Source organism: Paenibacillus sp. FSL F4-0243 (assembly GCF_037963295.1).
Lineage (GTDB): Bacteria > Bacillota > Bacilli > Paenibacillales > Paenibacillaceae > Paenibacillus_AQ.
Genome location: NZ_CP150151.1, coordinates 4,048,510 through 4,072,071, shown reverse-complemented (window position 1 = coordinate 4,072,071; position 23,562 = coordinate 4,048,510). Strand labels below are relative to the sequence as shown.

Genomic DNA, 23,562 nt, shown 5'->3' with positions numbered 1-23,562 from the left:
AATAGTCTATCTCAATGTTGGAGGAGAAATTATATGCGGAAGTTATCCATATCAGGGGATCATTTTATATTAGACGAACAACCCATCCGGTTGCTTTCTGGTGCGCTTCATTACTTCCGGATCGTTCCGGAATATTGGCAGGATCGTTTGCTGAAGCTGAAGGCTTGCGGATTAAATACTGTTGAAACCTATATTCCTTGGAATTTACACGAACCAGAGGAGGGGAGCTTCAATTTTGATGGATTTGCTGACATCGAGGCTTTCGTTAGACTTGCTGGAGAGCTTGGTTTGCACGTGATTTTGCGGCCAAGTCCTTATATTTGTGCGGAATGGGAATTCGGTGGATTGCCAGCTTGGTTACTTGCGGACGATAACATCCAGCTGCGTTGTAATGATAACGTCTATTTATCTAAGTTGGATGCCTATTTCGATGAGTTGCTTCCACGTCTGCGGCCTTTGTTAAGCACTAACGGTGGGCCTGTGCTTGCCCTTCAGGTAGAGAACGAATATGGAAGCTTTGGGAGTGATAAGACTTACCTGCATGATCTAAAAGCAGGAATGATCGCCCGCGGCATGGACGTTCTGCTGTTTACTTCAGATGGAGCTGAAGATCATATGCTTCAAGGCGGTATGATCGACGGAGTGTTCGCCACCGTAAATTTCGGTTCACAGGCAAAGGAAGCCTTTGCTAAATTACGTGAATATCAGCCTACGGGGCCGTTGATGTGCATGGAATTCTGGAATGGATGGTTTGACCACTGGATGAAACCGCATAATACCCGCCCCGAATCCGAAGTAGCGGAGACTTTGGATGAAATGCTGGCTCTAGGAGCCTCTGTTAACTTCTACATGTTTCATGGGGGGACGAATTTTGGATTTATGAATGGGGCAAATCTTTTTGACAAATATGAGCCCATCGTAACCAGCTACGATTATGATACACTGCTGGACGAATCGGGTAAGCCAACTGCAAAATTTTATGAAGCTCGAAAAATTATTGAGAAATACGTAACGTTGCCGCCACTGGAATTACCGCCGTTAATAAAGTCACAAGCTTATGGTAAAGTGTTGATGACAGAAGCAGCACCACTGTTCACTCAGTTAGACGTTTTGTCTCGTCCAGAACGTAGAGCATGTCCCGAGCCAATGGAGAAACTGGGTCAGGATTATGGATTTATCTTGTATTCAACGAAGATCAGTGGACCCCGCAGCAGTACGGAGCTCGTTCTTCAAGAAGTTCGCGATCGTGCGCTTGTATTCGCGAATGGGGCCTTTGTCGGTACAGTTGAACGCTGGGATCCGCGAGGAATTTCATTAGAGATCCCGATTGAGGGACTGCAAATCGACATTCTTGTGGAGAACATGGGACGCGTAAATTATGGCCCGCTGCTTCGTGATCCGAAGGGCATAACCTGTGGCGTTAGACTCGGCTATCAATTTTTGCATGATTGGACCATTCGTTCCTTGCCATTAACAGATCTTAAAGGATTATCATTCACACCGATAGATTGCGAAGAACGTCAGCGGCCCACTTTCTACCGGGGGAGCTTTCAAGTCAGTAAGCCTGAGGATACTTTTTTGCGGTTGGACGGATGGAGTAAAGGTCAGGTTTTTATAAACGGCTTTAATCTAGGTCGTTACTGGGAGGAGGGTCCGACAAAAACGCTTTACATACCGGCACCGCTTTTGCGTCAAGGCGGGAACGAACTAATCTTGTTTGAATTACATGGCGTAATGGAGCCAGTGGTTACTTTTGTAGATACACCTGAGCTCACATGATATTTAAATATTTAATGGGTGAGTAAGTATCATAATTCTATAGTATGGGTCTGATGATTTTTAATATATAATCAAAACAGCCCAACAATTTATAGGAACTGAAAATGCACGATTAGGGTGGTTTAGAGGAGGATTGCTAATGAGTTATGATTTGATGGCGTTCGAGACGTCTAAAGCACCGCAAGAGAGAGCAGCGTTTATGAAGTGGTATGAGCAGCAAGTGCAGTGGTCGGAAGACCATGCCTATAATGATCCATCAGTTTTATCGGAGGCGCTGCAACGTTTTTATAGTGAGTTGTCCGAGCAATTTCCTAATATGAATGTAGAGGATGAGATTTTTGAGGCGATGGAGGAAGCAGGAACGGATAACCGGTTGACTGACTACTCGCTTGGCTCATCCGTCATCTATGCAGCTTTCGCTTATTCTGTAGCTGAGGAAGCTTATACGGCGATGCGGGAGTTGGCTATAAAACACAAAGTAGGATTTTTTGATGTAAGCAGCAACGAAGGCGATATTATTTTTCCTTGAAGCAAAATGATTTAGATTGTAGACAGCTGGTTGCACTCCTAGTTGTTAATGAAGTAGTGGCAACCAGCATGTTTTCTATCTTCTTTACTCTACTACAGACGGAATAATACAATCCTTAATCAGAGGCCACCGGTCACGAGGCTGAAGTGTGATTTCTGAGGCGATAGCTACGACAAGTTTTTTTTCTGGAATGCAGCAAATGACATTACCACCATCCCCTAACGCTGAGTAAGTGTAAGTCCCATCTTCTTCGCGTAGCCACCACAAATAACCGTAATGATTAGGGTTCATCGCTGTTGATTCTTCAATCCATGTCTCCGAAATAATCTGATTATTCTCCCATTTTCCACGGTTCAAATATAATAAACCAAAACGCGCCATATCACGTGGAGACAACGTAAGTCCCCATCCTCCTGTGGTGATACGATTGGGGTCTTCCACCCATCCCTTCACATTTACCCCAAATAAATCATCAAACCCAAATGATTTCATCTCATAATCCGGGATTTCCGTCATGCCGATAGGGCTGAATAATCGCTCGTTAGCAAACTCACGGGCACTTTTTCCTGTGGAACGAGTGATGACAGCTGACAGTAAGTGCGCCCCTGCGCTGGAATATTTAAAATCACCGACATTCCCTTGGTGGCCAAGGATATCAAGTGTGTATTTGACCCAGTCGGACGATTTACAGAGTTGCTCCAGTGGCTCGTGCCAGTCTTCAAAAGCATAGGGAGCTGTCATGGTGAGCAAATGGCGTATAGTGATTTCTCGTTTTTGTAGATTGGCAGCAGCATCGTCGGGAACATAGTCGAGGAAAAAATCCAGCACCTCCTGATCAACATGCTTGATAAAGCCGGCATCAATGGCAATACCAATGAGGGCGGATAAGATGCTTTTCGTTACAGAAGCCACATGATGCAGATCATTCGGACCATAGCCATTGAAGTATTGTTCATAGGCAATATATCCATTTCTCACCACTACAATTCCGTTTATATTACTATAGTCGGATTTAATCTTAGCTTCTAGTTCTGAAAGTTGTTCAGTATCCATTCCTAAGGTAGCAGCCGGATCTGAAGTTTGCCAGTCTTTTGTAGGCCAGTAGTTTCTGTGCATATCGATAACTCCTTTAATCAAATTTTGGTGTGAATATGAGTGTGGCTACGCTCTTTTTTTAACTGGAAAATACACCTCAGTAACAAGATCCTCAGGATCAGAAGTTTGCGTGGGGTCTGTTATATATTTTTCATAGGGTGAGTTCACCATTTCATAACCTTCATTTTCTATCCATTCTGTGAGCTTCGCATAAACCGATGTTAATTCTGAATAAGGGCCCTTATAAACAGACTTCGCACACAGCCCTTCAAGTAATTCCCTCGTTCCGTTTACGATCTCCTCAATAGGTAGGGCAAACTCTGTATCATTCCCGGCAGGATTATATTCCTCACTGTGATAAATTGTTATTGGCGTGCCCAGCAAGGTCAGCTTTTCAGTGGCAATAGTTTCATACAGTTTGCTAAAATACTTACCATATCCAAGCGCATAATCATCACTGCTCAACATTTGACGCGTAAAAAGAATATGCATTGGTTTGGTTTCAACAATTTGCACTTCTATCTTATTTAGGTAGGACATCATAGATATTCCTTTCTCTAAATTTAGAACATCACTATTAATTTGCTTTAACGTATATTCGTAAGTTCGTAGTTTCTCTTGTAGTTTTCTTTTTTTGAGATTTAGGGCTGTACTAAGCTTCTCTTCAAAATGATCCTGCTCCCATTCCAGAATATCTTTGATTTCTTCAAGTGAGAAATGATAAGATTTCAAACGATTGATAAAGAGCATTTTTGTTAGTTGTTTGATGGAATAATACCTATAACCGTTCTCGGGATTAATCTCATTGGGATGAATTAATCCAATTTCATCATAATACCGCAGCGTTTTGGTTGACACTTCGCATATCTTCGAGAATTCTCCTATGGACAGCAACAATCTCATCTCCATTTCTTCGATATTTAATGATATATAAACTTTGAATTTCGATGGTTTGTTCAATTCCACTATGCACCTTCCCCTAAGGGTAAAGTCAATAGCCAGACTTCTTATCTGGAAATAGGTTTAATGTTGTGTCTTCACAAATCGGCTTAGATCATCTAAATATTGATCTTCCACCAATTGTCGTGGAAAGAAAACAGCGGTTAAATAAGTCCTTAAGGGGGATGCGGCATTCTTCTTTGAAAGCATAGAGTGGTCAGCGTTGGGAAAATAAGAGACTGAGAGCAAGCTGGCAGGTATTTTTTCACGATAAATACGTTCGGTTTCCTCAATATCTACATTGATATCTTGACCGCCGAGTACTAAATGGACAGGAGCATTGAAGTAACTAAGTTCTTCGGTGGCATCAGACTGATAGTTTTTGGCGATAAATTCCCAGCGTTCCTTAGAAATCAAGTTCTCGGAATGTGCAATACGCAAGTAATCCTCGTAAGATGCTCGTTCGTTAAGTAATTGTAATACTTGAGCATTATAATGTTCTTTCGCTTGGATCTCATTTTCCGAGAAGCCTTCTTGTTTCATTTCTAATCTTGTATTGTATTTACCTTGAGAAATCCAGTTCACCGCAGGCGATACAAGAATACTGAACGCGAGATCAGGAACTTCTTTTACAATCTTGGGAATCACCCAACCGGCCTGACTTGCTCCCCACAAACCAATAGACTTCTTATCAATCATTGGTAAGTTCTTCGCCCAGTTAATCGCAGATATCGTTTCCTGAGCACGATCTTCCATGCTTTGCTCCAACCAGTTACCAGAGGAACCACCAATACCAGGCTTGTTAAGAGACAAAGAAGCATATCCGGCAGATGCGAATTTCTCCCATAAAGGTTTATATCCGTCATCGTATGTGTCATTTATGGGACCATCACCATGAACAAAAACTATTAGCCCTACGTTTCCAGAATAGTGCTGGGGTAGAATTAAAGTTCCTGTTAGTTTACCCTGAGGGGTTTCGATTTCTATCTTTTGCTCATTCATTGCATATGAATGCTGATTTAATACGAATAAGACTGAAGCTGCCATTAAGCCAATGATCAAGCATGCGGTTAATTTAATATTTTTTTTCATTTATTGAGCTCCTAGGATGTAGTGGTAAACGCCTCGTCATGTAATGCCAATTAGCCTCTTTAAAAAGAAGGTGTCTAATCCCGCTATAGTTTGATTGATCGATAGCAAAGTCCATCTGTTGGTACATATGAATAGCTCGTTTATTATTTTTAGCAACATGTAGCGTTAATTTGTCCACTTCGGAGTGACTGTTTACAGAATCTATTGCCCAACTAAGCAACTGCTTACCGATTCCTTTATTACGGTGGCTAGATCGAACGGCCAAATGATCGACATAACATTCTTTTGCGCGAGGCTGATAATTCAAAAAATGTAACCCAACCATTAACTTACATACATTTAAATATCCAAATTTCTTAAATAATTGTGAAAAGGAACTATGGTGAGGTGATATAAATTTACTTCTGTCTGAGGCTCGGCTGTCCTTCCACTTAATGCTGAGCGTACCGACAACCTCTCCATTTTCTTTAGCTACGATTTGTTGTGATGATGCGGACGGTTGATCATGCTCCCAGAGCCCAAAAAGTAGTTCAGCAATATCATCGTCCTCTAGTGAGATAAGGGAGTGGAATTTACCGTGGAACGCATCCACTAAAAGACTGCAGACTGCTCTATGATCTTGTTCTTGGTAGTGAGCGATTGTTATCTTGTTCGGACTTATCATGCTACACCGTCAGGGTCATGCTTGATATTAATTTGGATTTCATAATGAAGCTTGTCATTGTTGAATAGGGATAGATATGATTTTTCCAAAAGGATCAATGGTCCCTGAATTGTATAGTGATGTTGTGTTAAATAGTGTTCCAATTGAGCAATCTCACGTTCAATATCCTGGTTATCCGTCACGAAAAATGCTTTATATAAGTAGCTGCCTTTTTCTAGGATGATGTCTGGTAAGTGAGTGCTTTCAAAACATAAGGTTACTTGTTCAGTATCGTATAAATAATGCAGATCTGTTTCAAATAAATGAGCTGGTTGCGGCTTTTTTTCATACAGACTTCGAGCGGTGAGTGGCTCATCTTGCTCTATTTCCATCCATTTTTTTAAATGACGAGTATCCAATTGTTTAATGTGATATTTGTCTTCTAGAATGTCAGAGTGCTCGTATTCTTTAAGTACCTTTTGTAAAAACTGCTGCAACAACATTAGCTGGTTTATTTCAGAGTTTATTTTACTTAGAGACTGCTCCAAAAGTTGATGGTAGTCATTTTTGGTGAAGTTATTCATGCTTTTGTTAATCGTACTGACAGGCACGTTCAATTTGCGGAGTAATAGGATCTGGGCCAACTGATAAATCTCATTAATTCCGTACATCCGGTATTGATTGCTATCGGTATAGGCTGGAAATAAAATCTCTTTCTCTTCAAAATATCGGATTTGATGTACGGATACATTCATAAGTTTTGAAAGTTCACCAATCGTAATGTAATGATTCAATGGAGGTGCCCCTAACTATATTGGTATTTGTTGATTTAACTATAAACCTTAGGTCTGACCTAAGGTCAAGCGTGGATCTCAGTTTCATGTAATCACTAATCACCATTCCATTAATTTGTCGAAACATGAAGGAAAACAGAAAATTTTATAGAATTATCTATCGTTATCTATCCTATTTAATCCAAGTGTTGCACGATGCCCCAAGCGTTTGCGCAGCTTAACATCACCATAGAAAAGGGGCCTACGATGCTCAAAAGGACGTTACTTATTTATTTAATTGCTTTCATCTCGTTAGCAACAATCCCACTATCCATTTTTATAGACAATGATCAACATGAGAATTATCTGCAAGTTCAGAAGGGGAGCATGGATCTTTCAACTTGGGATTATGGGCAACAAAAGGTCATCAAGTTAGATGGTGAGTGGGAATTTTATTGGAATCAGCTGCTAATGCCTGAGCATTTTAAAGAATCAAGCACAGACAAACCTGCTCCTACAGCATTAATGGAGGTCCCTTCACGATGGAATGGCAAAGTGGTTGATGGACAACCTTTACCTGCATTCGGTTCTGCTACTTATCGGATGGTGTTGAAAAACTTACCTGTAAACGGTGTATTCGCTTTGAAAAAAACGAATATCCGCTTTTCGAGTGCGATTTATGTGAATGGGCATTTACTCATTAAGGATGGAAACCCCACTATGAGTACTGCCGATTACCAGTCGGGGAATATTCCGCAGATTGGGCTTTTTTCGTCTGAAAAAGGTGATGTAGAGATTATCATTCAAGTTTCTAACTATGAATATGTAAATGCAGGTATTCCGGTATCTCTTACGTTTGGCGAGGAAGCCGCTATGCTGGAGAACCAGCAGAAGAGTACGGCTCGTGAATTTAGTACAGTTGCAATATTGGGAACATTATCACTTATTTTTGTCATCTGCTTTGTGGCGGCTGCTTTATACCGTAAGAAGGATTACTCCTTACTTGTATTTGCTATTATTTGTTTACTGCTTGCGATCTATCATGGCTTGATTGGAGAACGTTCGCTGTTACTGTTTTTCCCAAACCTTTCGTTCATTGTGTTATACAAAGTGAAGGATATTAGCTCCATATCGTGTTTTATTGTTCTGGCTATATTTTTCTACCAAATGCACAAAAGCATAATCTCTTTAAAACTTACGCAAGTCGTAACGATTATACTAGGCAGCTTTATAATATTGGTAGCAATCCTGCCTATTCGTACTTACACGCTTTTCTCTACCTATGTGATCATTGTATATGAATTGATGTTAATTTGGATGTTGTTTAGAGTGGCTATCTTGTACATCAGAAGCCCTGAAGTAAATCGGATCAAATCGTTGTTGCTGTTCTTGGCGATTCTTGCAATCAATCTGTACTCGATAGACATCATTCTGTTTGCTCTTTCGATGAAAGAAAACCTTTGGCTAGGACAGTTTTACATTGTAGCCTTTAATATCATTATGATCGTTCTGATTGTTCTCCGTTTTTTCGAGGCTTATCATACGATAGATGAAATGAAAAACCAGCTGATCAGTCTGGACAAAATTAAGGACGAGTTTCTCTCCAATACCTCTCATGAGCTGAAGACACCACTGAATGCCATAGTCAACATTACTGCTACACTACTTAATGGGGTTGAAGGTCCAGTTACCGAAAGGCAAGCGCAGAATCTAGCGATCGTAATGGGAAGTGGAAGAAGATTAACTTATATGGTAAACGAATTGCTCGATTATTCCAAAATGAAGCATGGAGATATCACCTTATATAAAAGTACCCTAGATCTGAAAGCTGTTGTAGATTCTGTTATCGGTATACATTCGTTTCTGCTCGGAGAAAAGTCGATCTTTCTCGTAAACAATGTTGCTTCAGAATTTCCACCTGTACATGCAGATGGCAACCGTTTGATTCAGATTTTGCACAACTTGGTAGATAATGCGATTAAATTCACGGAGCAGGGTGAAATAAATATTAGTGCCAGATTTACACATGAATGGGTTGAGGTCCGTGTGGCAGACTCGGGAATCGGAATTGCACCGGATATGCAGAAACGTATATTTATGGCCTTTGAGCAAGTGGACGAAGCTGAAATTCATAGTCATGGTGGAACAGGTCTCGGACTAAGCATTACCAAGAAGCTGGTTGAGTTACATGGCGGGAACATTAGAGTGGACTCTGTTGCTGGTACAGGATCGGTCTTTATATTTACTCTTCCACGATGGGATCGAACATCTAATCAAGTCACGGGTCCAATCGTGGATAAGACTCTTCCTTATAGAGAAGTTTTCTTTCCGCGCCAGGAGTATCCTATATATATCCAAGGTAAAATCAATGAGCCGATTTTGGTCGTGGACGATGATTTTGCCAACCTGCAATCTATGATCAACTTGTTCAAGCTTGAGGGATATTCCATTGTTGTTGTGAACCGCGGGCAGCTGGCACTTGATGAGTTATCGAAGAATTCAGACTTCTTTCTCGTTGTACTGGACATTACAATGCCGGATATTTCTGGCTATGAGGTTCTGCAAAGGATTAGAGAGAGATTCACACCCTTTGAGCTGCCTGTGTTAATGCTAACGGCGAAGAATAGAGTTAGCGATATGAAAATGTCCATGGATAATGGGGCAAATGATTATGTGGGGAAGCCGTTTGAAGCGGAAGAATTAATGGCACGTGTGAAAAGCCTGACCCGATTGAGAGCTTCTGTGAAGAAAGCTAAAGATGCCGAAATTGCCTTTTTACGTTCTCAGATCAAACCACATTTCTTGTACAATGCCCTGAATTCAATTGCTGCATTATGTGTGGAAGAACCTGAGCAGGCGGAAGAATTAACGCTGGAGCTGTCACAGTATTTGAGAAGCAGCTTTGACTTCAAACAGTTGGATTCGTTAACTACCTTGGAGGGTGAGCTAGAGCTAGTTAAAGCATATATTAATATTGAAAAAGTGCGCTTTGGTGCTAGATTACAAGTGGAATATGATATAACCGCAAATACGGATAGCCGGATTCCCCCACTTATCCTACAACCATTAGTAGAAAATGCTATAAGACATGGACTGATGTCCAATTTACGGGGAGGAAAGGTAACTATATCTGTGAAAGAGTCGGATCCTTCTGTGGTCAGCTTTGTTGTAGAAGATAATGGACGCGGAATGAGTGAGCACAAGCTGGAGGAAATCATGAAATCAGATGTAGATAAAAGAGGCGTAGGGCTTTGGAATATTAGCCAACGCATCAAACTTCTCTATGGAAAGAACATTCGTATTCAAAGTGTTGAAGGAAAAGGCACACGAGTTTCTTTTGATATCCCCAAACAACACATGAAGCGGATAGGAGGTTGAAGTATGCTGCGAGCCATTATCGTGGATGATGAAGAATTATCAGTAAAGCGCTTAAAAAGGATATTATCTCAGAGTGGAGAGATTGAAGTATACGATACTTTTCTGGATCCGACGGAAGCCTATGAATTTGTGAAGGGGAATTCGATTGATGTAGCTTTTTTGGACATTTCTATGCCTGACACAAATGGAATGAAGCTTTCCACCCTTTTGCATGAACTAGATGAATCGATTAATGTGGTTTTTGTTACAGGGTATGACGAATACGCACTGCAAGCCTTCGAACTGAGTGCTGTGGATTATTTACTGAAGCCTGTAACTGCACAGCGTTTAACTAAAACTTTGGATAAGATCAAAAAAATGAATAGAGGTGTGACGGTTCAGCCCGTCATAGAAGTTCTCTTATTTAATGGACTAAAGATATACCGCCGTACGCAAGACAGAGAGCCCATCAAGCTAAGGAGCCCAAAAACCGAAGAATTGTTTGCCTTTTTGATTAGTAAAGGGACGGTTAGCCGAGATGAAATTATCGATACCTTATGGAGTGGGCTGGAACCTGATAAAGCGTTGAAGAATCTGAACTCAACCCTGTACTATATTCGAAAAGCAATCGGAACTAGCTTTATTAAAGCCAGCAGAACCGAAATAAGTATAGAGGAACGCAGTATTTATTGTGATTTGTATGAGTTTAAGCGACAGCTGAAGCAAATTAGGCAGGTCTCGAAAAAAGATTCTGAATGGTTCAATCAAGTAGAAACATTATATACGGGGTCCTTTCTCAAAGGTAAAGCATACGATTGGGCTAGTGGGAAGACACGCCGACTTGAACAGGATTTTATTGGACTGCTGGAACTAGCTGCTAGATTTCATATGGAGCAGAACGAGCGTCAACAATCGCTGCACTACTTTGAGAGAATCTTGAAATTGGATCCCTTGAGAGAAGATATCCATCAGGAAATCATTCATTTGTATATTGAACTAGGGCGTATGAATGAAGCTTATCGGCGATATGGGCAATTGGAAGAGACCCTTCAACAGGAGCTTGGAACTTCACCTGATCCTAAGCTTAAAGCGTTGATTATGAAGATTATGAACTAATATATAGTAAAAGAGAACCGACGAATCGATTGGATTTCGAAGGTTCTTTTTTTTGTTTATTTTTCGTTTATCATAATTTTGTATAATACTCTCGATTATTGTCGAAATGATGACATGATTTAAGCTAGAGGGGGAAAAAGAGTTTGAAGCCATCATTTATGAAAATAGGCATTAGTATTTCGTTAGCCACTGGAGTTGTGGTGCAAGGTGTGGGACCGATCCACACTCAAATAGTGAGTGCAAAATCGGACTTTGGTTGGATCGTGAATAGCCCAGCTGTGATACCGTCCATTAATGAAGACGATACTTCCAACGCGGGCGTTGTTGTTTCCAGTCTTTTGTCAGGAAAGGTAACCGATCCAGCGACAACAGGGATTGCTGTGGTGTCATTTGATAATACCAATGGGGCCTGGCAATATTACAACACATTGGGAAACATCTGGTATAATATCGAGCCAGTGTCTGACACTAAAGCTTTTCTGCTGCTGAAATCGGAGAAAATTCGTTTTGTCCCCGCTAAAGACTGGAACGGAACAGCTTCCATTGACTTTAAGCTATGGGACACTACAGCAACAGGGTATCAAAATTATCAAAAAAATGCGAATACCACTGTTTCTGCAGCATTCAACCCAGATCTAGGCACTGCTACAATTACTGTAAATCCAGTGAACGATGCACCTTATCTGACAGAACTGAATGGTGGGGACTATCTTAGTTTTGACGGCAATGGGGATTATGTGACGTTCCCAGATCAACTGTTATACAAGAATTCTTTTACAATTGAAGGTAATTTAAAAGTCAATGGTTTTAATACCTGGATGAGATTCTTCGAATCTTCAATCGGTGAGGCAAACCACAATATATTTGTGGGTTTTAACGGAAAAAAAATGAGCTTCATAGCGTATACCAATAAAGGTGAGATTAACGTCACTGAAGATTTCCCGACTTCTAAATGGGTTCATGTCGCAATTGTTTATGATCACAGTCAGAAAAAGGGACGAATTTATTGGGATGGGGTTCTTAAGGCAGAAGGGGCTATGGATTTAAGTACAGTTGGAAATATGGCACGTCCGAACAACTGGCTTGGTAAAAGCACCTGGAGACAGGACGGAGATTACAGCGGTGGGATGAGAGACGTAAGGTTTTGGAGTAAAGCTAAAACCCAGAGCGAAATTGTTCGCGAAATGAACGTCGATTTGAATGGATCAGAGCCAAATCTGGCTTTGAACTATAAATTTTCGAATAGAAATGATGGTATTATTGCTGTCAATACACCGGCTGGTTCAGCTAAGAACGGTTCAATCACTGGTGCTAGCTGGAAGCAGGACACAGGCTTCATGGGAAGTACTACAACGGAAAAAAATAAATCTGTATTACGCTCCTTTAAGGTTATTGATGTGGATGGGGATGACCTTAATGTATCAGCTACATCTTCTAATACTTCCCTAATTCCGAATAATGGACTGAAAGTAAGTGGAAGTGGGGATGTGCGGACGTTAGAAATAACACCAGCGAAGAATGCCTACGGAAACAGTGTGATTACTGTTACTGTAAATGATGGAACTATAAGTAGTTTATACACCTTCAATGTGCAGGTAAACGATGTGGGAGATGTCCTCGTAACTGGAGTGACTTTGAATAAAACATCACTTAGTTTAACAGAGGGAGAAGCAGGAGATACACTAAATACTGTAATAGAACCTGCTAATGCGACGAACAAAACAGTGACTTGGAGCTCCAGTGATGAAACTGTCGCGACAGTTGTTAATGGAGTGGTAACACCAGTTGGCGTTGGAACCGCAACGATCACAGCAACAACTACGGACGGAAGTTATACTGCGACATCCACCGTAACTGTGAGTGCTCCAGTTGTGGACGTAACCGGAGTGAAGCTTGATCAGGAGACGCTCGACTTAACTGCTGGTGAAGCAGATGCCTTACTAAAGGCGACAATAGAACCTGCAAATGCGACAGATACAGATGTGATCTGGAGCTCCAGCGATGAAACTGTTGCAACAGTCGTGGATGGAGTGGTGACACCAGTTGGTGAGGGTATAGCAATTATTACTGTAACGACTAAGGATGGAAGTTTTAAAGCTTCATCAACTGTGAATGTGGCAGCACCTAAGCCACCAATTGTTATAGTAACCGGAGTAACCTTAGACCAGCCAACACTTGATTTAACAGTTGGAGAAGGTGATAAAACGCTTCAAGCGACAGTCGCACCTGCCGATGCAACCAATAAGGGGGTAATCTGGAGCTCCAGTGATGAAACAGTAGCTAAGGTTGTTTACGGAGTAGTAACCCCGGTTGGTGTTGGAACAGCCACCATTACGGTTACGACTAAAGATGGCAGTTTTACTGCTTCAACAACAGTGAATGTAAGTGAACCAATTCCACCAGTTGTGAATGTAACTGGGGTGAGGCTAGATCAAGAGACGCTCGATTTAACAGCTGGTGAAACTGTGGGAATACTAAATGCGACAATAGAGCCTGCAAATGCAACAGATCTAGACCTGATCTGGAGCTCCAGCGATGAGACTGTAGCCAAGGTTGTGAATGGAGAAGTAACTCCAGTCGGTGAGGGAACAGCCATCATTACAGTTACAACGAAAGATGGAAGTTATAAAGCTTCAACAACCGTTACTGTGAAGGCTCCTGCTAAGCCAATTACAGCACCGGGTATTCCAACATCCGTAACTGCAACTGCAGAAAATGGTCAAGCGATCATCACCTTTACACCGCCGGTAAACGATGGTGGAAGTGAAATCACAGGATATATTGTAACGGCTCATCCGGGAGGGCTGACGGTTACGGGTAATGGAAGTCCGTTTACAATCAGTGGTCTTACGAATGGTACAAGCTACACCTTCACGGTACAGGCCATCAATAAGGCTGGCTTTAGCGAATCATCTGCTGAATCCAATACAGTCATCCCGAGCGCTCCATCCAGTGTTGATGTTCCTTCTCAACCAACTCCATCAGCAACGCCGGCACCTGTGGCAAATGATGCTTCCATTTTAATCAATGGTAAAGCGGAAACCGTGGGAACTGCGACGAATGGTAAACGGAATGATCAAACGCTAACCACCATTGCTTTAGACCAGAAGAAGCTGGAAGACAAGCTCGCCGCTGAAGGTAAAGGTGCGGTGGTTTCTATCACTGCCACTAGTAAATCTGATGTTATCGTTGGCGAACTAAACGGACAAATGGTTAAAAATATGCAGGGAAATCAAGCTGTACTTGAAATCAGAACGGGAAATGCGACATTTACACTGCCTGCTGGGCAGATTGATATTGAGGCCTTATCCGCGCAGATTGGTAAGTCTGTAGCTTTACAAGATATTAAAATTCAGATTGAAATCAGCGCACCAACTGCCGATCAAGTTAAAGCATTAGGAGCTGCTGCGCAAAACGGATCATTTTCATTAGTCGGCGCACCAGTAAACTTTACAGCTAGAGGTATTTACGGAGATAAGAGTATTGAACTATCCCAATTCAATACGTATGTGAAACGTACGATTGCTATTCCGGATGGGATGGACCCGAATAAGATTACAACCGGTGTGTATATTGATGCTGATGGCTCAGTGCGTCATGTACCTACTAAAGTGATAGTCATTGAAGGCAAATATTTTGCTACAATCAACAGCCTTAGTGGCGGCACTTACTCTGTAATCTGGCATCCGCTTGAATTCAGTGATGTTGCTAATCACTGGGCAAAAGATGCAGTGAATGATATGGGTTCCCGTTTAGTTATCGAAGGGACTGGCAATGGTCAATTTACACCTGATCAAGCGATTACCCGCGCAGAGTTTGCGGCGATTGTCGTTCGCGGTCTCGGACTAGGATTGAGTCAAACAGCAACACCATTTTCGGATGTTAAAATTTCGGATTGGTATAACAGTGCGATCAATACTGCATATGCATATCAATTAATCAATGGTTTTGAAGATGGCATGTTCCGCCCTGATGACCAAATTACCCGTGAACAAGCGATGCTAATTATCGCCAAAGCGATGAAAATTACAGCGCTAAAGGCTAACCTTCCTAATCAATCCGCTGAAGGATTCTTGAACCCATATACCGATGCCGGCAAAGCATCTGACTGGGCGATTAGCGCAATTGCTGACTGCTTGCAGGCAGGCGTAATCATGGGACGAAGCAGCAATGTACTTGCTCCCAAGGATGATATGACCAGAGCTGAGGTTGCAGCGATCGTTAAGCGGCTTCTTCAAAAGTCTGATTTAATTTAAAAATTGGCTCACAATATACATTGAAAAGAAAGAGTATTCATTCGATAACCTTCGAATGAATACTCTTTTCTTTTGGCTATATTAAATTCTAATGTTGATATTTGACTGTTAATCATACATTTTTTGGCTTTATATCTGGGGCATTTTTTAATGGCTTTTGAAGTGCGTCCACAATGGCTGCGATGATACTTGTTGCTAAAAGACCCATTAGACATAATGATGTAGGACCCGCTGGATCATCACTATCTGTAACTTTAGCAAGCACCCTTAAGCTTACTAGTCCTAACAAAATGAGGAAAATGACTGCAAAAGCACATTTCTTTATAATCTTCAAAGAGTTAAGGGATAATTCAGAGAAAGCATTGTTCTTTTCGATGTTGTTTAATAGTTTATATGCTTGGTACAGCGCAACAGAAAACGCAATACAAAATCCGTAAGCACAAACTAAAAAGGGAATCAGGAAGTAAGCCGTATCTGGATGTACTCTTGCATCTCTTACCGCTATCTCAGGCAACCAGATACACAAAGCAAGCACTGCAATTCCAACCAGAAAAATAATTACTTTTAAGAAAGTGGTTGAACCTCGTTTAACATTCATTTAAAACACCTCACTTATTTAATGACTTCATGATTTTAGCATTTAATTTATTGATTTACAATAAATTTGTATTGTTTTTTATGTTTGTTATTTTACGAGAAATGGTTATCGTCTTTAAAAGACTACAACGTCTTTTCTTCTTGTTAGCAGGAGAATGGCTTAACTATCCAGAAAAAATAAGCTAAATCATTTCTTCATCAATTGAAAAGAGGCGAAATCTAATGGAACTACGGCAAAGTATTAATGAAGTTTTTCAGTCGGCACAACATGGCGATGCTGCACGGCTAACAGAAATTTTAGAATTCCATCCGGCTCTTGCAAATACGGAAAATGACGAGGGCCTTACACCTTTGGGATATGCAGCACATTTCGGTAAAGAAGCAGCGGTGCAGGTATTGATAGACCATGGTGCTGAGGTTGATGCAGTATCTCATTCCAAGATAAATTTCATTCCTTCTAATACTGCACTTCATGCTGCAATTGCTGGGGAGCGGAATATGGGTGTTATCCAACTGCTATTGAACAAGGGTGCTCAGACACATATTTTTGATAGCGATGGGCACACTGCCTTGCATTCTGCAGCTTTTCATTCGGATAATGTGGAGCTGATACGCTTGTTAATCGAACACGGAGCTGACATCCATGCTAAAATTGAAGGTGGTGAATCAGTATTAGCTATAGCTATCCAACAAGGAAACCACAATGTTAAAGAATTTCTTATTGAAAAAGGAGCAATTTAGAATGCAAATCACATTAAACCGTAAAGACAATTCAACAGTAGCTTTGATTTCCAGCGAGGGTATTGTAATTAATAATGTGAATGATGCATTGGATCTAATGGCAAACGTTAGATATCAAGAATGCGATAAAATGATTCTAAGAAAAGAGCAAATCACAGATGATTTTTTTGAGTTAAAGACGGGCCTTGCTGGAGAGATTCTTCAAAAGTATACAAACTATCAGATGCGAGTTGCTATTGTGGGAGAATTTACTGGCTATAATAGTAAAAGTCTGAATGATTTTATTTACGAATGTAATCAGGGGAATAAAATATTGTTCAAGAGTACAGAAGACGAGGCATTGGCAGCATTTCATCAAAGTTAAATGTGAACTTGAAACAGAGAGGGGACTTATTGTGGAGGCTAAAATCACGTATGAATCGATCGATGACTATATTTCCAAGTTTCCATCTGAGATTCAGGAAATCCTTAGTACAATAAGAAAAGTAATAAAAGAAACGGCACCTGATGCGATTGAAAAGATTAGCTATCAGATGCCTACTTTTACACTGCACGGAAATCTGGTGCATTTTGCGGCTTTCAAAAACCATATTGGATTTTATCCAACGCCTAATGGTATTGACGCTTTCAAAGAAGAATTATCAGTCTATAAAGGAGCAAAAGGATCCATTCAATTCCCTCTTAATCAGCCGATGCCCTATGAATTAATTAGTAAGATCGTGAAATTTAGAGTGGCTGAGAATATCAAAAAAGCTGAAGATAAGCGTAAGTAATTGGTGTGTAAAGAAAACATTGTCCACTGGCACATCTGAAGCTTTCGATCTACTCTGGTTTCAGGTGTGCAATTCTTACGTGTTATCATGTACCCGATACTGAACGACGCACAAACGACAGGATAATATCCTGTGAGTAGTCTCCGAAACCACTTCCGAATAGATTAAGTCCTCGTCTATTGAGGGCATCTTCGCGAATCTCAAATCGTACTCGAATGGGCTCATTAAATGCCAGCTTCAGTGAGCTAATTGTAGTAGGGGAAGAAGCAGTTCCATTTATTTTGCTACCCTGTTCTGAGATACTCCACTCTGTCAGCATTCCATATTCTGTACCACCCTTCCATCGTTCGGGTGTTAACTTTCCTTTCCGGTTACCGAAATCTGATGGACAAGTCCAAGTACCGACATGTAGGTCATTTATAGTTAATGTGATGTCACTTGCCCAATCTTCCCGAAATGCAGGTGCTTCAGAACAAACCTCAGCCGAAATCCGAATCTCATCAAGCTCGACACCAGGGGGTAGTGGATTGGCAAAATAGTATTCGACATAGCCAGAGTCAGCGAACCATAAGAGAGATGCATCAACTCGTTCCGGCATGTAGAATACCCGTGGATCATCCTGAGAACCGATGACTCCGCCGTCTTTTCCAGCCATACCACAAGAGGGTTGAATAGAACAGTGGGAGAACATCCCGATGGGCATATGTATTTCTTCCGTTTGATGCAGACCATCGCCTAGCTTCGAAGGAAGATCGAGATGGATGGATCGGCAGGTGACCGCACATATTTTCTCGCGATTTGCACCCTGTGTAGATGAGATTAAGTTAACTTGCTCAAGGGTCTGTACATTGATTGAAATTGTTGGTTGAGCTACGCCAAGTGTCTCGGCCAATTGACTGACACTCATGGGCTTGTCACCAAGGGCTTCAAGAATACGGACTCTGACATCTCCAGAAAGTGCTTTAGCAACATCTAAGATGCGTGATGCGGGGTACCGTATCGTTTCTTGCGAAATATCATTCATTGGTTGTATTCCTTTTCGTTAGGATTGGTTGAGGATATTGTACACTGAAGATTATATATTGTAAAATTATAATATACATTGCGAATTTTATATACTGGTGCTAAAATGAGCTCAACTTCTTATTTTGAAAGGCTGTGCTCATATCATGACAACTTCCGTACTGAATGTTGAGAGTCTTCCGATTCCTCGTCCCGAACATCCGCATCCACATTGGCAGCGCAACGAATGGATGAATTTGAATGGGGAATGGTCATTTAGCTTTGATCCGAGCAATGAAGGAATTAGCGAACATTGGTATTCCAATTCCGAAATCGCTTACAGTTCGATGATTACTGTTCCTTTTTCTTGGGTAAGTCCATTATCAGGTATTGGCAGTGATCATAAAGGGATAGGATGGTATCGGCGGACTTTGAAATGGCAGACTACCGACTCACAGACACGACTATTTTTGCGATTCGGGGCAGTGGATTATTCATGTGACGTTTGGATTAACGGAGTGCATGTTGGTTCACACCAAGGTGGATATGGTTCATTTGAGTTCGAAGTTACTCAGTACTGGGTTGAAGACTTAGACAATACAATTGTCGTTAGAGTAGAGGACTTCGATCATGATTACCAAACGCGTGGCAAACAAGGTTATGGAGAAATTCGCGGAATCTGGCAGCCCGTATGGCTAGAATCTCGGCCTCAGACTTATATGAAAGATGCTAAGTTTGTGACCACTATTGATGGGCAAGTGAACGTGACGACAAGAATCTTTGCACAAGAAAATGGATCGGCAAATTTCACGCTGAAATTCGCAGAGAATTCTATATTGCATACTGAGAAAATAGATCTTATCGCAGGGGAGAATGAATTTAAGCTCTCTTTCCATATAACAGATCCAAAATTGTGGAGTCCAGATACACCTTATTTGTACGAAGGCGAACTACAACTTAGCGGATCTTTTGGCACAGACACAGTCAGTACCTATTTCGGAGTTCGAGAAATCCAAACTGTGCGTTTTGATGAGCGTGGTTATCGCTGGATTACCCTCAATGGCAAGCCGATTTATTTAAACGGTACCCTTGACCAGTCTTATCACAAAACGGGATATTTCACTTATCCGTCTGATGAAGATATGCGGGATGAAATCTATCTAATGAAACGTTTGGGACTGAACTTTGTGCGTATTCATATCAAGCCAGAAGAACCACGAAAACTATATTGGGCGGATAAACTGGGTATTTTGGTGATGGAAGACATGCCTTGCTTTTGGGGAAATCCCGATGAAAAAGCACGTAACGCGTATGAACGTGAAGCACTCGAGGTTATTGAACGAGACTATAATCATCCATCCATTTTCTCATGGGTAATGTTTAACGAGACTTGGGGCTTGAAGACGAACGCTCAGGACACTAGTCTGACGAGTGATTTACAGCAGCAGACTAGTTATCTCAAAGAAACACAGGAATGGGTTCGGGAACAATATCGCTGGGCAAAACGACTAGATCCATCTAGAATCGTTGAAGATAACTCACCTTGTAACTATGATCATGTGGAATCTGATATCAATACTTGGCATTTCTACATTAATGGTTATGATCAGCTTAGATCACATTTGAATGAGGTTGTAGACAAAACTTTCCCAGGTTCAGACTTTAACTGTATCGGAGGTAATGTACAATCTGATGCCCCGCTGATGAACAGTGAATGTGGAAACGTATGGGGTATCGAAGGCGGGGCAGGGGATAGTGATTTGGCATGGCATTACCGCTATATGATGAATGAATTCCGGCGGCATGATAAGCTATGTGGTTTTGTATTTACCGAATTTCGCGATGTTACGAACGAGTTCAATGGTTATTATCGGTTAGACGGCAGCGATAAAGATTTTGGTTATGATGACTTTGTTCCAGGGATGACGATTTCTGATCTGCATTCTCCGGACTTCATCGTGATCGATGCACCGCCATGCCAGACAGTAAACGCAAAGGATGAAGTTAAAGTTCCGCTTCTTCGTTCCAGCTTCTCAGATAAATATCATGGACAGCATTTACAGGTGAAATGGGAACTTTGGTACGACAATTTGGGAACACGAGTTGTTACACAAAGTGAGCATATGTCAGTGAAGTGGGACGGATATGGAGTATCAGATTTATCTCCTCTTTATGTCCTTATGCCTGATCAGGACGCAGTTGCAGTGCTGGCAGTTTCCTTGATAAATAATAGGGAAGAGGTAATCACACGCAACTTCATTACGTTTGATGTTAGAAGCGGTAATCAGAGTGTAAGGTTTGAAGGGGATGGAGATTGTATTAATATCCCGGTGGATGCGTATAAAGAACACAACTTTGAACAACAATGGGAAGCTATTCAGTGCTCAAAAATCAATGGGGCTGGGCAAGGCCATTATGCATATGATGTAACTCTTCCAGATGGTATGGAGAAAAAGATGATTGGCGAGATCGAAATCATGTTCGAAGCCAGCGCAAAGCGAGTATTGGCTCGAAATGTTGAAGGCGCAAAGCAAAATGAAATGGGACTTGATCTCATGCATGGTGCAGATGCTAGGGTGGAGTATAATCCGAATACGTATTATATGACCGACGAAGAACGTCATCCTTCACGTGTGAATGTTCTGATAGAAGGTCAACGGATTGGCTCCTTCTATTTGCCAGATGATCCGGCCGACAGCCGAGGTGTATTATCTTGGCATTATCAGCCATTAGCGAATAAGTTAGATGAGGCGGGCTCTTACGGCTATCTGTGTAAAGTAAGTGTACCGGGGCAGTTAGCAGCTAAACTAGATCGCAATCGTACTTTCCGTTTGGAGCTTCAAGCAGAGGGCGGAGGCTTAGCCTTATATGGTCGCAATGCGGGTCGATACCCAATAGATATATTGATTCGTTATCGATAACATACATGGGTGAAGTTGGATCATTCAATTTTAAAAAGCAATCCAAGCCATAAGGCAAGGATTGCTTTTTTTGTGATGAGCTTATCAGAGAATGGATTAAAGCTCTTTATCATTAATGCTGTTCAGCCAACCTTCAATATCCCCAATAACGGAGCTAATGCAGCCATCTTCAAATGGTGAAGTCAGACCCGCTAGTTCAACCAGTTTAATAAAGGACTTGCTTCCACCAGCTTGGCATAGCTCCAAATAATCGCTCCAAGCAGATTTGAAATCTTCGTTCGAACGTTTCCAGAATTGGAAGGCACATAGCTGTGCTAGTGTGTAGTCAATGTAGTAGAACGGTGAGGCAAAGATGTGGCCTTGTTTATGCCAGAAGCCCCCTTGTTCCAGATAAGTGTTACCTTCATAATTACGATGTGGTAAGTATTTCTTCTCGATGTCTCTCCAAGCTTGCTTGCGTTCAGCAGGAGTTGCTTCAGGGTTGCTATAAACAAAATGTTGGAATTCATCGACAGATACCCCGTAAGGAATAAACTGAAGGCTGTCAGATAAGTGATTAAAGCGGTATTTATCTGCATCTTCTTCAAAGAACAAATTCATCCAAGGCCAAGCGAAAAATTCCATACTCATGGAATGAATCTCACATGCTTCATAGGTTGGAAAAGCATATTCTGGCACATTAATATTGCGGCTTTCATAAACCTGGAACGCATGACCCACTTCGTGAGTTAAGACATCAATATCCCCAGAGGTGCCGTTGAAATTTGAGAAAATAAAAGGGGCTTGGTATTGGCTGAAATAGGTGCAATATCCGCCGCCTTGTTTTCCTTTTTTGCTTACTAAATCCACCAGATTATTGTCCAGCATGAAGGTGAAAAATTCATCCGTTTCAGGGGAGAGCTCTTTGTACATCTTCTTACCGTTAGCTACAATCCAGTCTGAATCTCCTTTAGGGGTAGCGTTCCCGGTCTTAAAGCTAAAGTTCTCGTCGTAATATTTCAATTCATCTAGACCCAGTCGTTCAGTCTGACGTTTCTTTAACTGCTGGGAGACAGGTACGATATATTCAAGAACTTGTTTGCGGAAATTAGCAACCATTTCAGCATTATAGTCGGTACGCATCATACGGTCATAACCTAGCTGAACAAAGTTGCTGTACCCAAGCTTTTTAGCTATGCCGTCACGGACCTTGACGAGCTCGTCATAGATGCGGTCAAATTCAGCCTCGTGTTCGGACATAAAACCAAACCGAGCTTCAGAAGCGCTTTTACGCATATCACGGTCTGTAGACAATTCGAAAGGTGCGAGTTGAGGCAGTGTACGCTCTTCACCTTCAAAAAGAATCTTGGCAGATGCGATAAGCTGGGAGTATTCAGTTGATAGTTTGTTCTCCAATTGTAAATCTTCAATGATTTCCGGACTAAACGTCCGCAGCGATACTTCAGCAAGCTGGAGTAACTGCGCACCCCATTCCTTTTCAAACTCGGCTCTATATTTGGAATGTACGAGTGCTTTGTAGTAGTTAGTTATGTATTCCTGAACGACAGGCCCGATTTCGTCCATGAATTCTTGTTCGGCTTTGTAAAATTCATCTGTCGTGTTGATAGAATGACGAACGCTAACCAATGTCTGCATCGTGTCAAACTCATTGCGAAGCTTGTTAATGGCAGTGACGGAAGCTTTTTGCACCTCTAGTGGTGATGTGTCGTTGAGATCTTTCAGCAGGGCGTTAAAGTCTTGCTTGAATTTCTCTACATCCGGTCGCTCATAGCGGTAATCATCAAATTTCATAAAAAAATCAACTTCCTTTCTATACCAGATAGTCTCTATTATATAATCTGAACAGCCATTTACGATAGACCTGTGTAAGCTTTTTATGGTCGAAAAAAGAACAAATGTACAAAAGTGTAAAAACTTGTTAAGTGGAATATGGTTTGATATTATCTATG

17 protein-coding genes are annotated in these 23,562 nt (G+C 41.4%); 9 read left to right on the top strand and 8 right to left on the bottom strand.

The features are described from left to right. The first annotated feature begins 33 nt into the window (after window positions 1-33). Both NSS87_RS17970 and NSS87_RS17965 read left to right on the top strand, forming a co-directional pair. Window positions 34-1,779, top strand: a complete 1,746-nt coding sequence (locus NSS87_RS17970; RefSeq protein ID WP_339241789.1) for a beta-galactosidase family protein — start codon at window positions 34-36, stop codon at window positions 1,777-1,779. Between the two features lie 139 nt (window positions 1,780-1,918). Then, window positions 1,919-2,308 carry a hypothetical protein gene (locus NSS87_RS17965; RefSeq protein WP_042189026.1) on the top strand — a complete coding sequence of 130 codons (390 nt, stop codon included), beginning with the start codon at window positions 1,919-1,921 and terminating at the stop codon, window positions 2,306-2,308. 84 nt (window positions 2,309-2,392) lie between these two features. Here NSS87_RS17965 and NSS87_RS17960 read toward each other — a convergent pair whose 3' ends face one another. From NSS87_RS17960 to NSS87_RS17940, 5 genes are all read right to left on the bottom strand, one after another. Continuing rightward, complete coding sequence (locus NSS87_RS17960; protein ID WP_339241787.1) at window positions 2,393-3,424, bottom strand: serine hydrolase; 1,032 nt, start codon at window positions 3,422-3,424, stop codon at window positions 2,393-2,395. A gap of 45 nt (window positions 3,425-3,469) precedes the next feature. Next, complete coding sequence (locus tag NSS87_RS17955) at window positions 3,470-4,297, bottom strand: MerR family transcriptional regulator (protein ID WP_339248609.1); 828 nt, start codon at window positions 4,295-4,297, stop codon at window positions 3,470-3,472. A 129-nt stretch (window positions 4,298-4,426) separates the two neighbouring features. Then, window positions 4,427-5,434, bottom strand: coding sequence for a CocE/NonD family hydrolase (locus tag NSS87_RS17950; RefSeq protein WP_042189023.1), 1,008 nt, complete (start codon window positions 5,432-5,434; stop codon window positions 4,427-4,429). Beyond that, the gene (locus NSS87_RS17945; RefSeq protein ID WP_339241782.1) at window positions 5,418-6,098 is read right to left on the bottom strand and encodes an N-acetyltransferase; all 681 of its coding nucleotides are present in this window, start codon (window positions 6,096-6,098) and stop codon (window positions 5,418-5,420) included. The genes NSS87_RS17950 and NSS87_RS17945 overlap by 17 nt, the downstream gene beginning before the upstream one ends. Then, on the bottom strand, window positions 6,095-6,871 hold the full coding sequence (locus NSS87_RS17940) for a MerR family transcriptional regulator (RefSeq protein ID WP_081951150.1): 777 nt from the start codon (window positions 6,869-6,871) through the stop codon (window positions 6,095-6,097). Before NSS87_RS17940 ends, NSS87_RS17945 begins: the two co-directional genes overlap by 4 nt. Before the next feature lie 246 nt (window positions 6,872-7,117). Between NSS87_RS17940 and NSS87_RS17935 the strand changes: the two genes are divergently transcribed. From NSS87_RS17935 to NSS87_RS17925, 3 genes are all read left to right on the top strand, one after another. After that, the gene (locus NSS87_RS17935; RefSeq protein WP_339241779.1) at window positions 7,118-10,228 is read left to right on the top strand and encodes an ATP-binding protein; all 3,111 of its coding nucleotides are present in this window, start codon (window positions 7,118-7,120) and stop codon (window positions 10,226-10,228) included. Between the two features lie 3 nt (window positions 10,229-10,231). Further along, the gene (locus NSS87_RS17930) at window positions 10,232-11,323 is read left to right on the top strand and encodes a response regulator (protein ID WP_339241777.1); all 1,092 of its coding nucleotides are present in this window, start codon (window positions 10,232-10,234) and stop codon (window positions 11,321-11,323) included. Between the two features lie 143 nt (window positions 11,324-11,466). Further along, complete coding sequence (locus tag NSS87_RS17925; RefSeq protein ID WP_339241775.1) at window positions 11,467-15,579, top strand: S-layer homology domain-containing protein; 4,113 nt, start codon at window positions 11,467-11,469, stop codon at window positions 15,577-15,579. Between the two features lie 112 nt (window positions 15,580-15,691). On the opposite strand, the gene NSS87_RS17920 is transcribed toward NSS87_RS17925, so the two are convergent. Further along, window positions 15,692-16,177: a DUF2975 domain-containing protein gene (locus tag NSS87_RS17920; RefSeq protein ID WP_042189017.1), complete on the bottom strand. Its 486-nt coding sequence runs from the start codon at window positions 16,175-16,177 to the stop codon at window positions 15,692-15,694. 221 nt (window positions 16,178-16,398) lie between these two features. Here NSS87_RS17920 and NSS87_RS17915 point away from each other — a divergent pair, with 221 nt between their 5' ends. From NSS87_RS17915 to NSS87_RS17905, 3 genes are read left to right on the top strand one after another with little or no spacing between them, the layout of a single operon-like run. Then, window positions 16,399-16,917, top strand: a complete 519-nt coding sequence (locus tag NSS87_RS17915; protein ID WP_042189016.1) for an ankyrin repeat domain-containing protein — start codon at window positions 16,399-16,401, stop codon at window positions 16,915-16,917. Between the two features lies 1 nt (window position 16,918). Further along, entirely contained in the window at window positions 16,919-17,281 is a 363-nt protein-coding gene (locus tag NSS87_RS17910) for a DUF4180 domain-containing protein (protein WP_339241771.1), read from the top strand. A 28-nt stretch (window positions 17,282-17,309) separates the two neighbouring features. Then, a complete protein-coding gene (locus NSS87_RS17905; protein WP_042194061.1) occupies window positions 17,310-17,690 on the top strand; it encodes a DUF1801 domain-containing protein in 381 nt (126 codons plus the stop codon). Window positions 17,691-17,775: 85 nt separating this feature from the next. On the opposite strand, the gene NSS87_RS17900 is transcribed toward NSS87_RS17905, so the two are convergent. Continuing rightward, entirely contained in the window at window positions 17,776-18,714 is a 939-nt protein-coding gene (locus NSS87_RS17900; protein WP_042189014.1) for a helix-turn-helix domain-containing protein, read from the bottom strand. Window positions 18,715-18,859: 145 nt separating this feature from the next. Here NSS87_RS17900 and NSS87_RS17895 point away from each other — a divergent pair, with 145 nt between their 5' ends. Next, complete coding sequence (locus NSS87_RS17895) at window positions 18,860-21,613, top strand: sugar-binding domain-containing protein (RefSeq protein ID WP_339241768.1); 2,754 nt, start codon at window positions 18,860-18,862, stop codon at window positions 21,611-21,613. Between the two features lie 96 nt (window positions 21,614-21,709). Here the strand turns inward: NSS87_RS17895 and NSS87_RS17890 are convergent, their stop codons facing one another. Then, window positions 21,710-23,404, bottom strand: coding sequence for a M3 family oligoendopeptidase (locus NSS87_RS17890; RefSeq protein WP_042189010.1), 1,695 nt, complete (start codon window positions 23,402-23,404; stop codon window positions 21,710-21,712). Window positions 23,405-23,562: the final 158 nt, after the last annotated feature.

Bases quoted from the DNA above. Each gene is read 5' to 3' on its own strand.
- NSS87_RS17960 (WP_339241787.1), bottom strand. From the start codon at position 3,424: ATGCACAGAAACTACTGGCCTACAAAAGACTGGCAAACTTCAGATCCG.
- NSS87_RS17935 (WP_339241779.1), top strand. From the start codon at position 7,118: ATGCTCAAAAGGACGTTACTTATTTATTTAATTGCTTTCATCTCGTTA.
- NSS87_RS17950 (WP_042189023.1), bottom strand. From the start codon at position 5,434: ATGAAAAAAAATATTAAATTAACCGCATGCTTGATCATTGGCTTAATG.
- NSS87_RS17930 (WP_339241777.1), top strand. From the start codon at position 10,232: ATGCTGCGAGCCATTATCGTGGATGATGAAGAATTATCAGTAAAGCGC.
- NSS87_RS17895 (WP_339241768.1), top strand. From the start codon at position 18,860: ATGACAACTTCCGTACTGAATGTTGAGAGTCTTCCGATTCCTCGTCCC.
- NSS87_RS17920 (WP_042189017.1), bottom strand. From the start codon at position 16,177: ATGAATGTTAAACGAGGTTCAACCACTTTCTTAAAAGTAATTATTTTT.
- NSS87_RS17890 (WP_042189010.1), bottom strand. From the start codon at position 23,404: ATGAAATTTGATGATTACCGCTATGAGCGACCGGATGTAGAGAAATTC.
- NSS87_RS17965 (WP_042189026.1), top strand. From the start codon at position 1,919: ATGAGTTATGATTTGATGGCGTTCGAGACGTCTAAAGCACCGCAAGAG.
- NSS87_RS17910 (WP_339241771.1), top strand. From the start codon at position 16,919: ATGCAAATCACATTAAACCGTAAAGACAATTCAACAGTAGCTTTGATT.
- NSS87_RS17915 (WP_042189016.1), top strand. From the start codon at position 16,399: ATGGAACTACGGCAAAGTATTAATGAAGTTTTTCAGTCGGCACAACAT.
- NSS87_RS17945 (WP_339241782.1), bottom strand. From the start codon at position 6,098: ATGATAAGTCCGAACAAGATAACAATCGCTCACTACCAAGAACAAGAT.
- NSS87_RS17970 (WP_339241789.1), top strand. From the start codon at position 34: ATGCGGAAGTTATCCATATCAGGGGATCATTTTATATTAGACGAACAA.
- NSS87_RS17900 (WP_042189014.1), bottom strand. From the start codon at position 18,714: ATGAATGATATTTCGCAAGAAACGATACGGTACCCCGCATCACGCATC.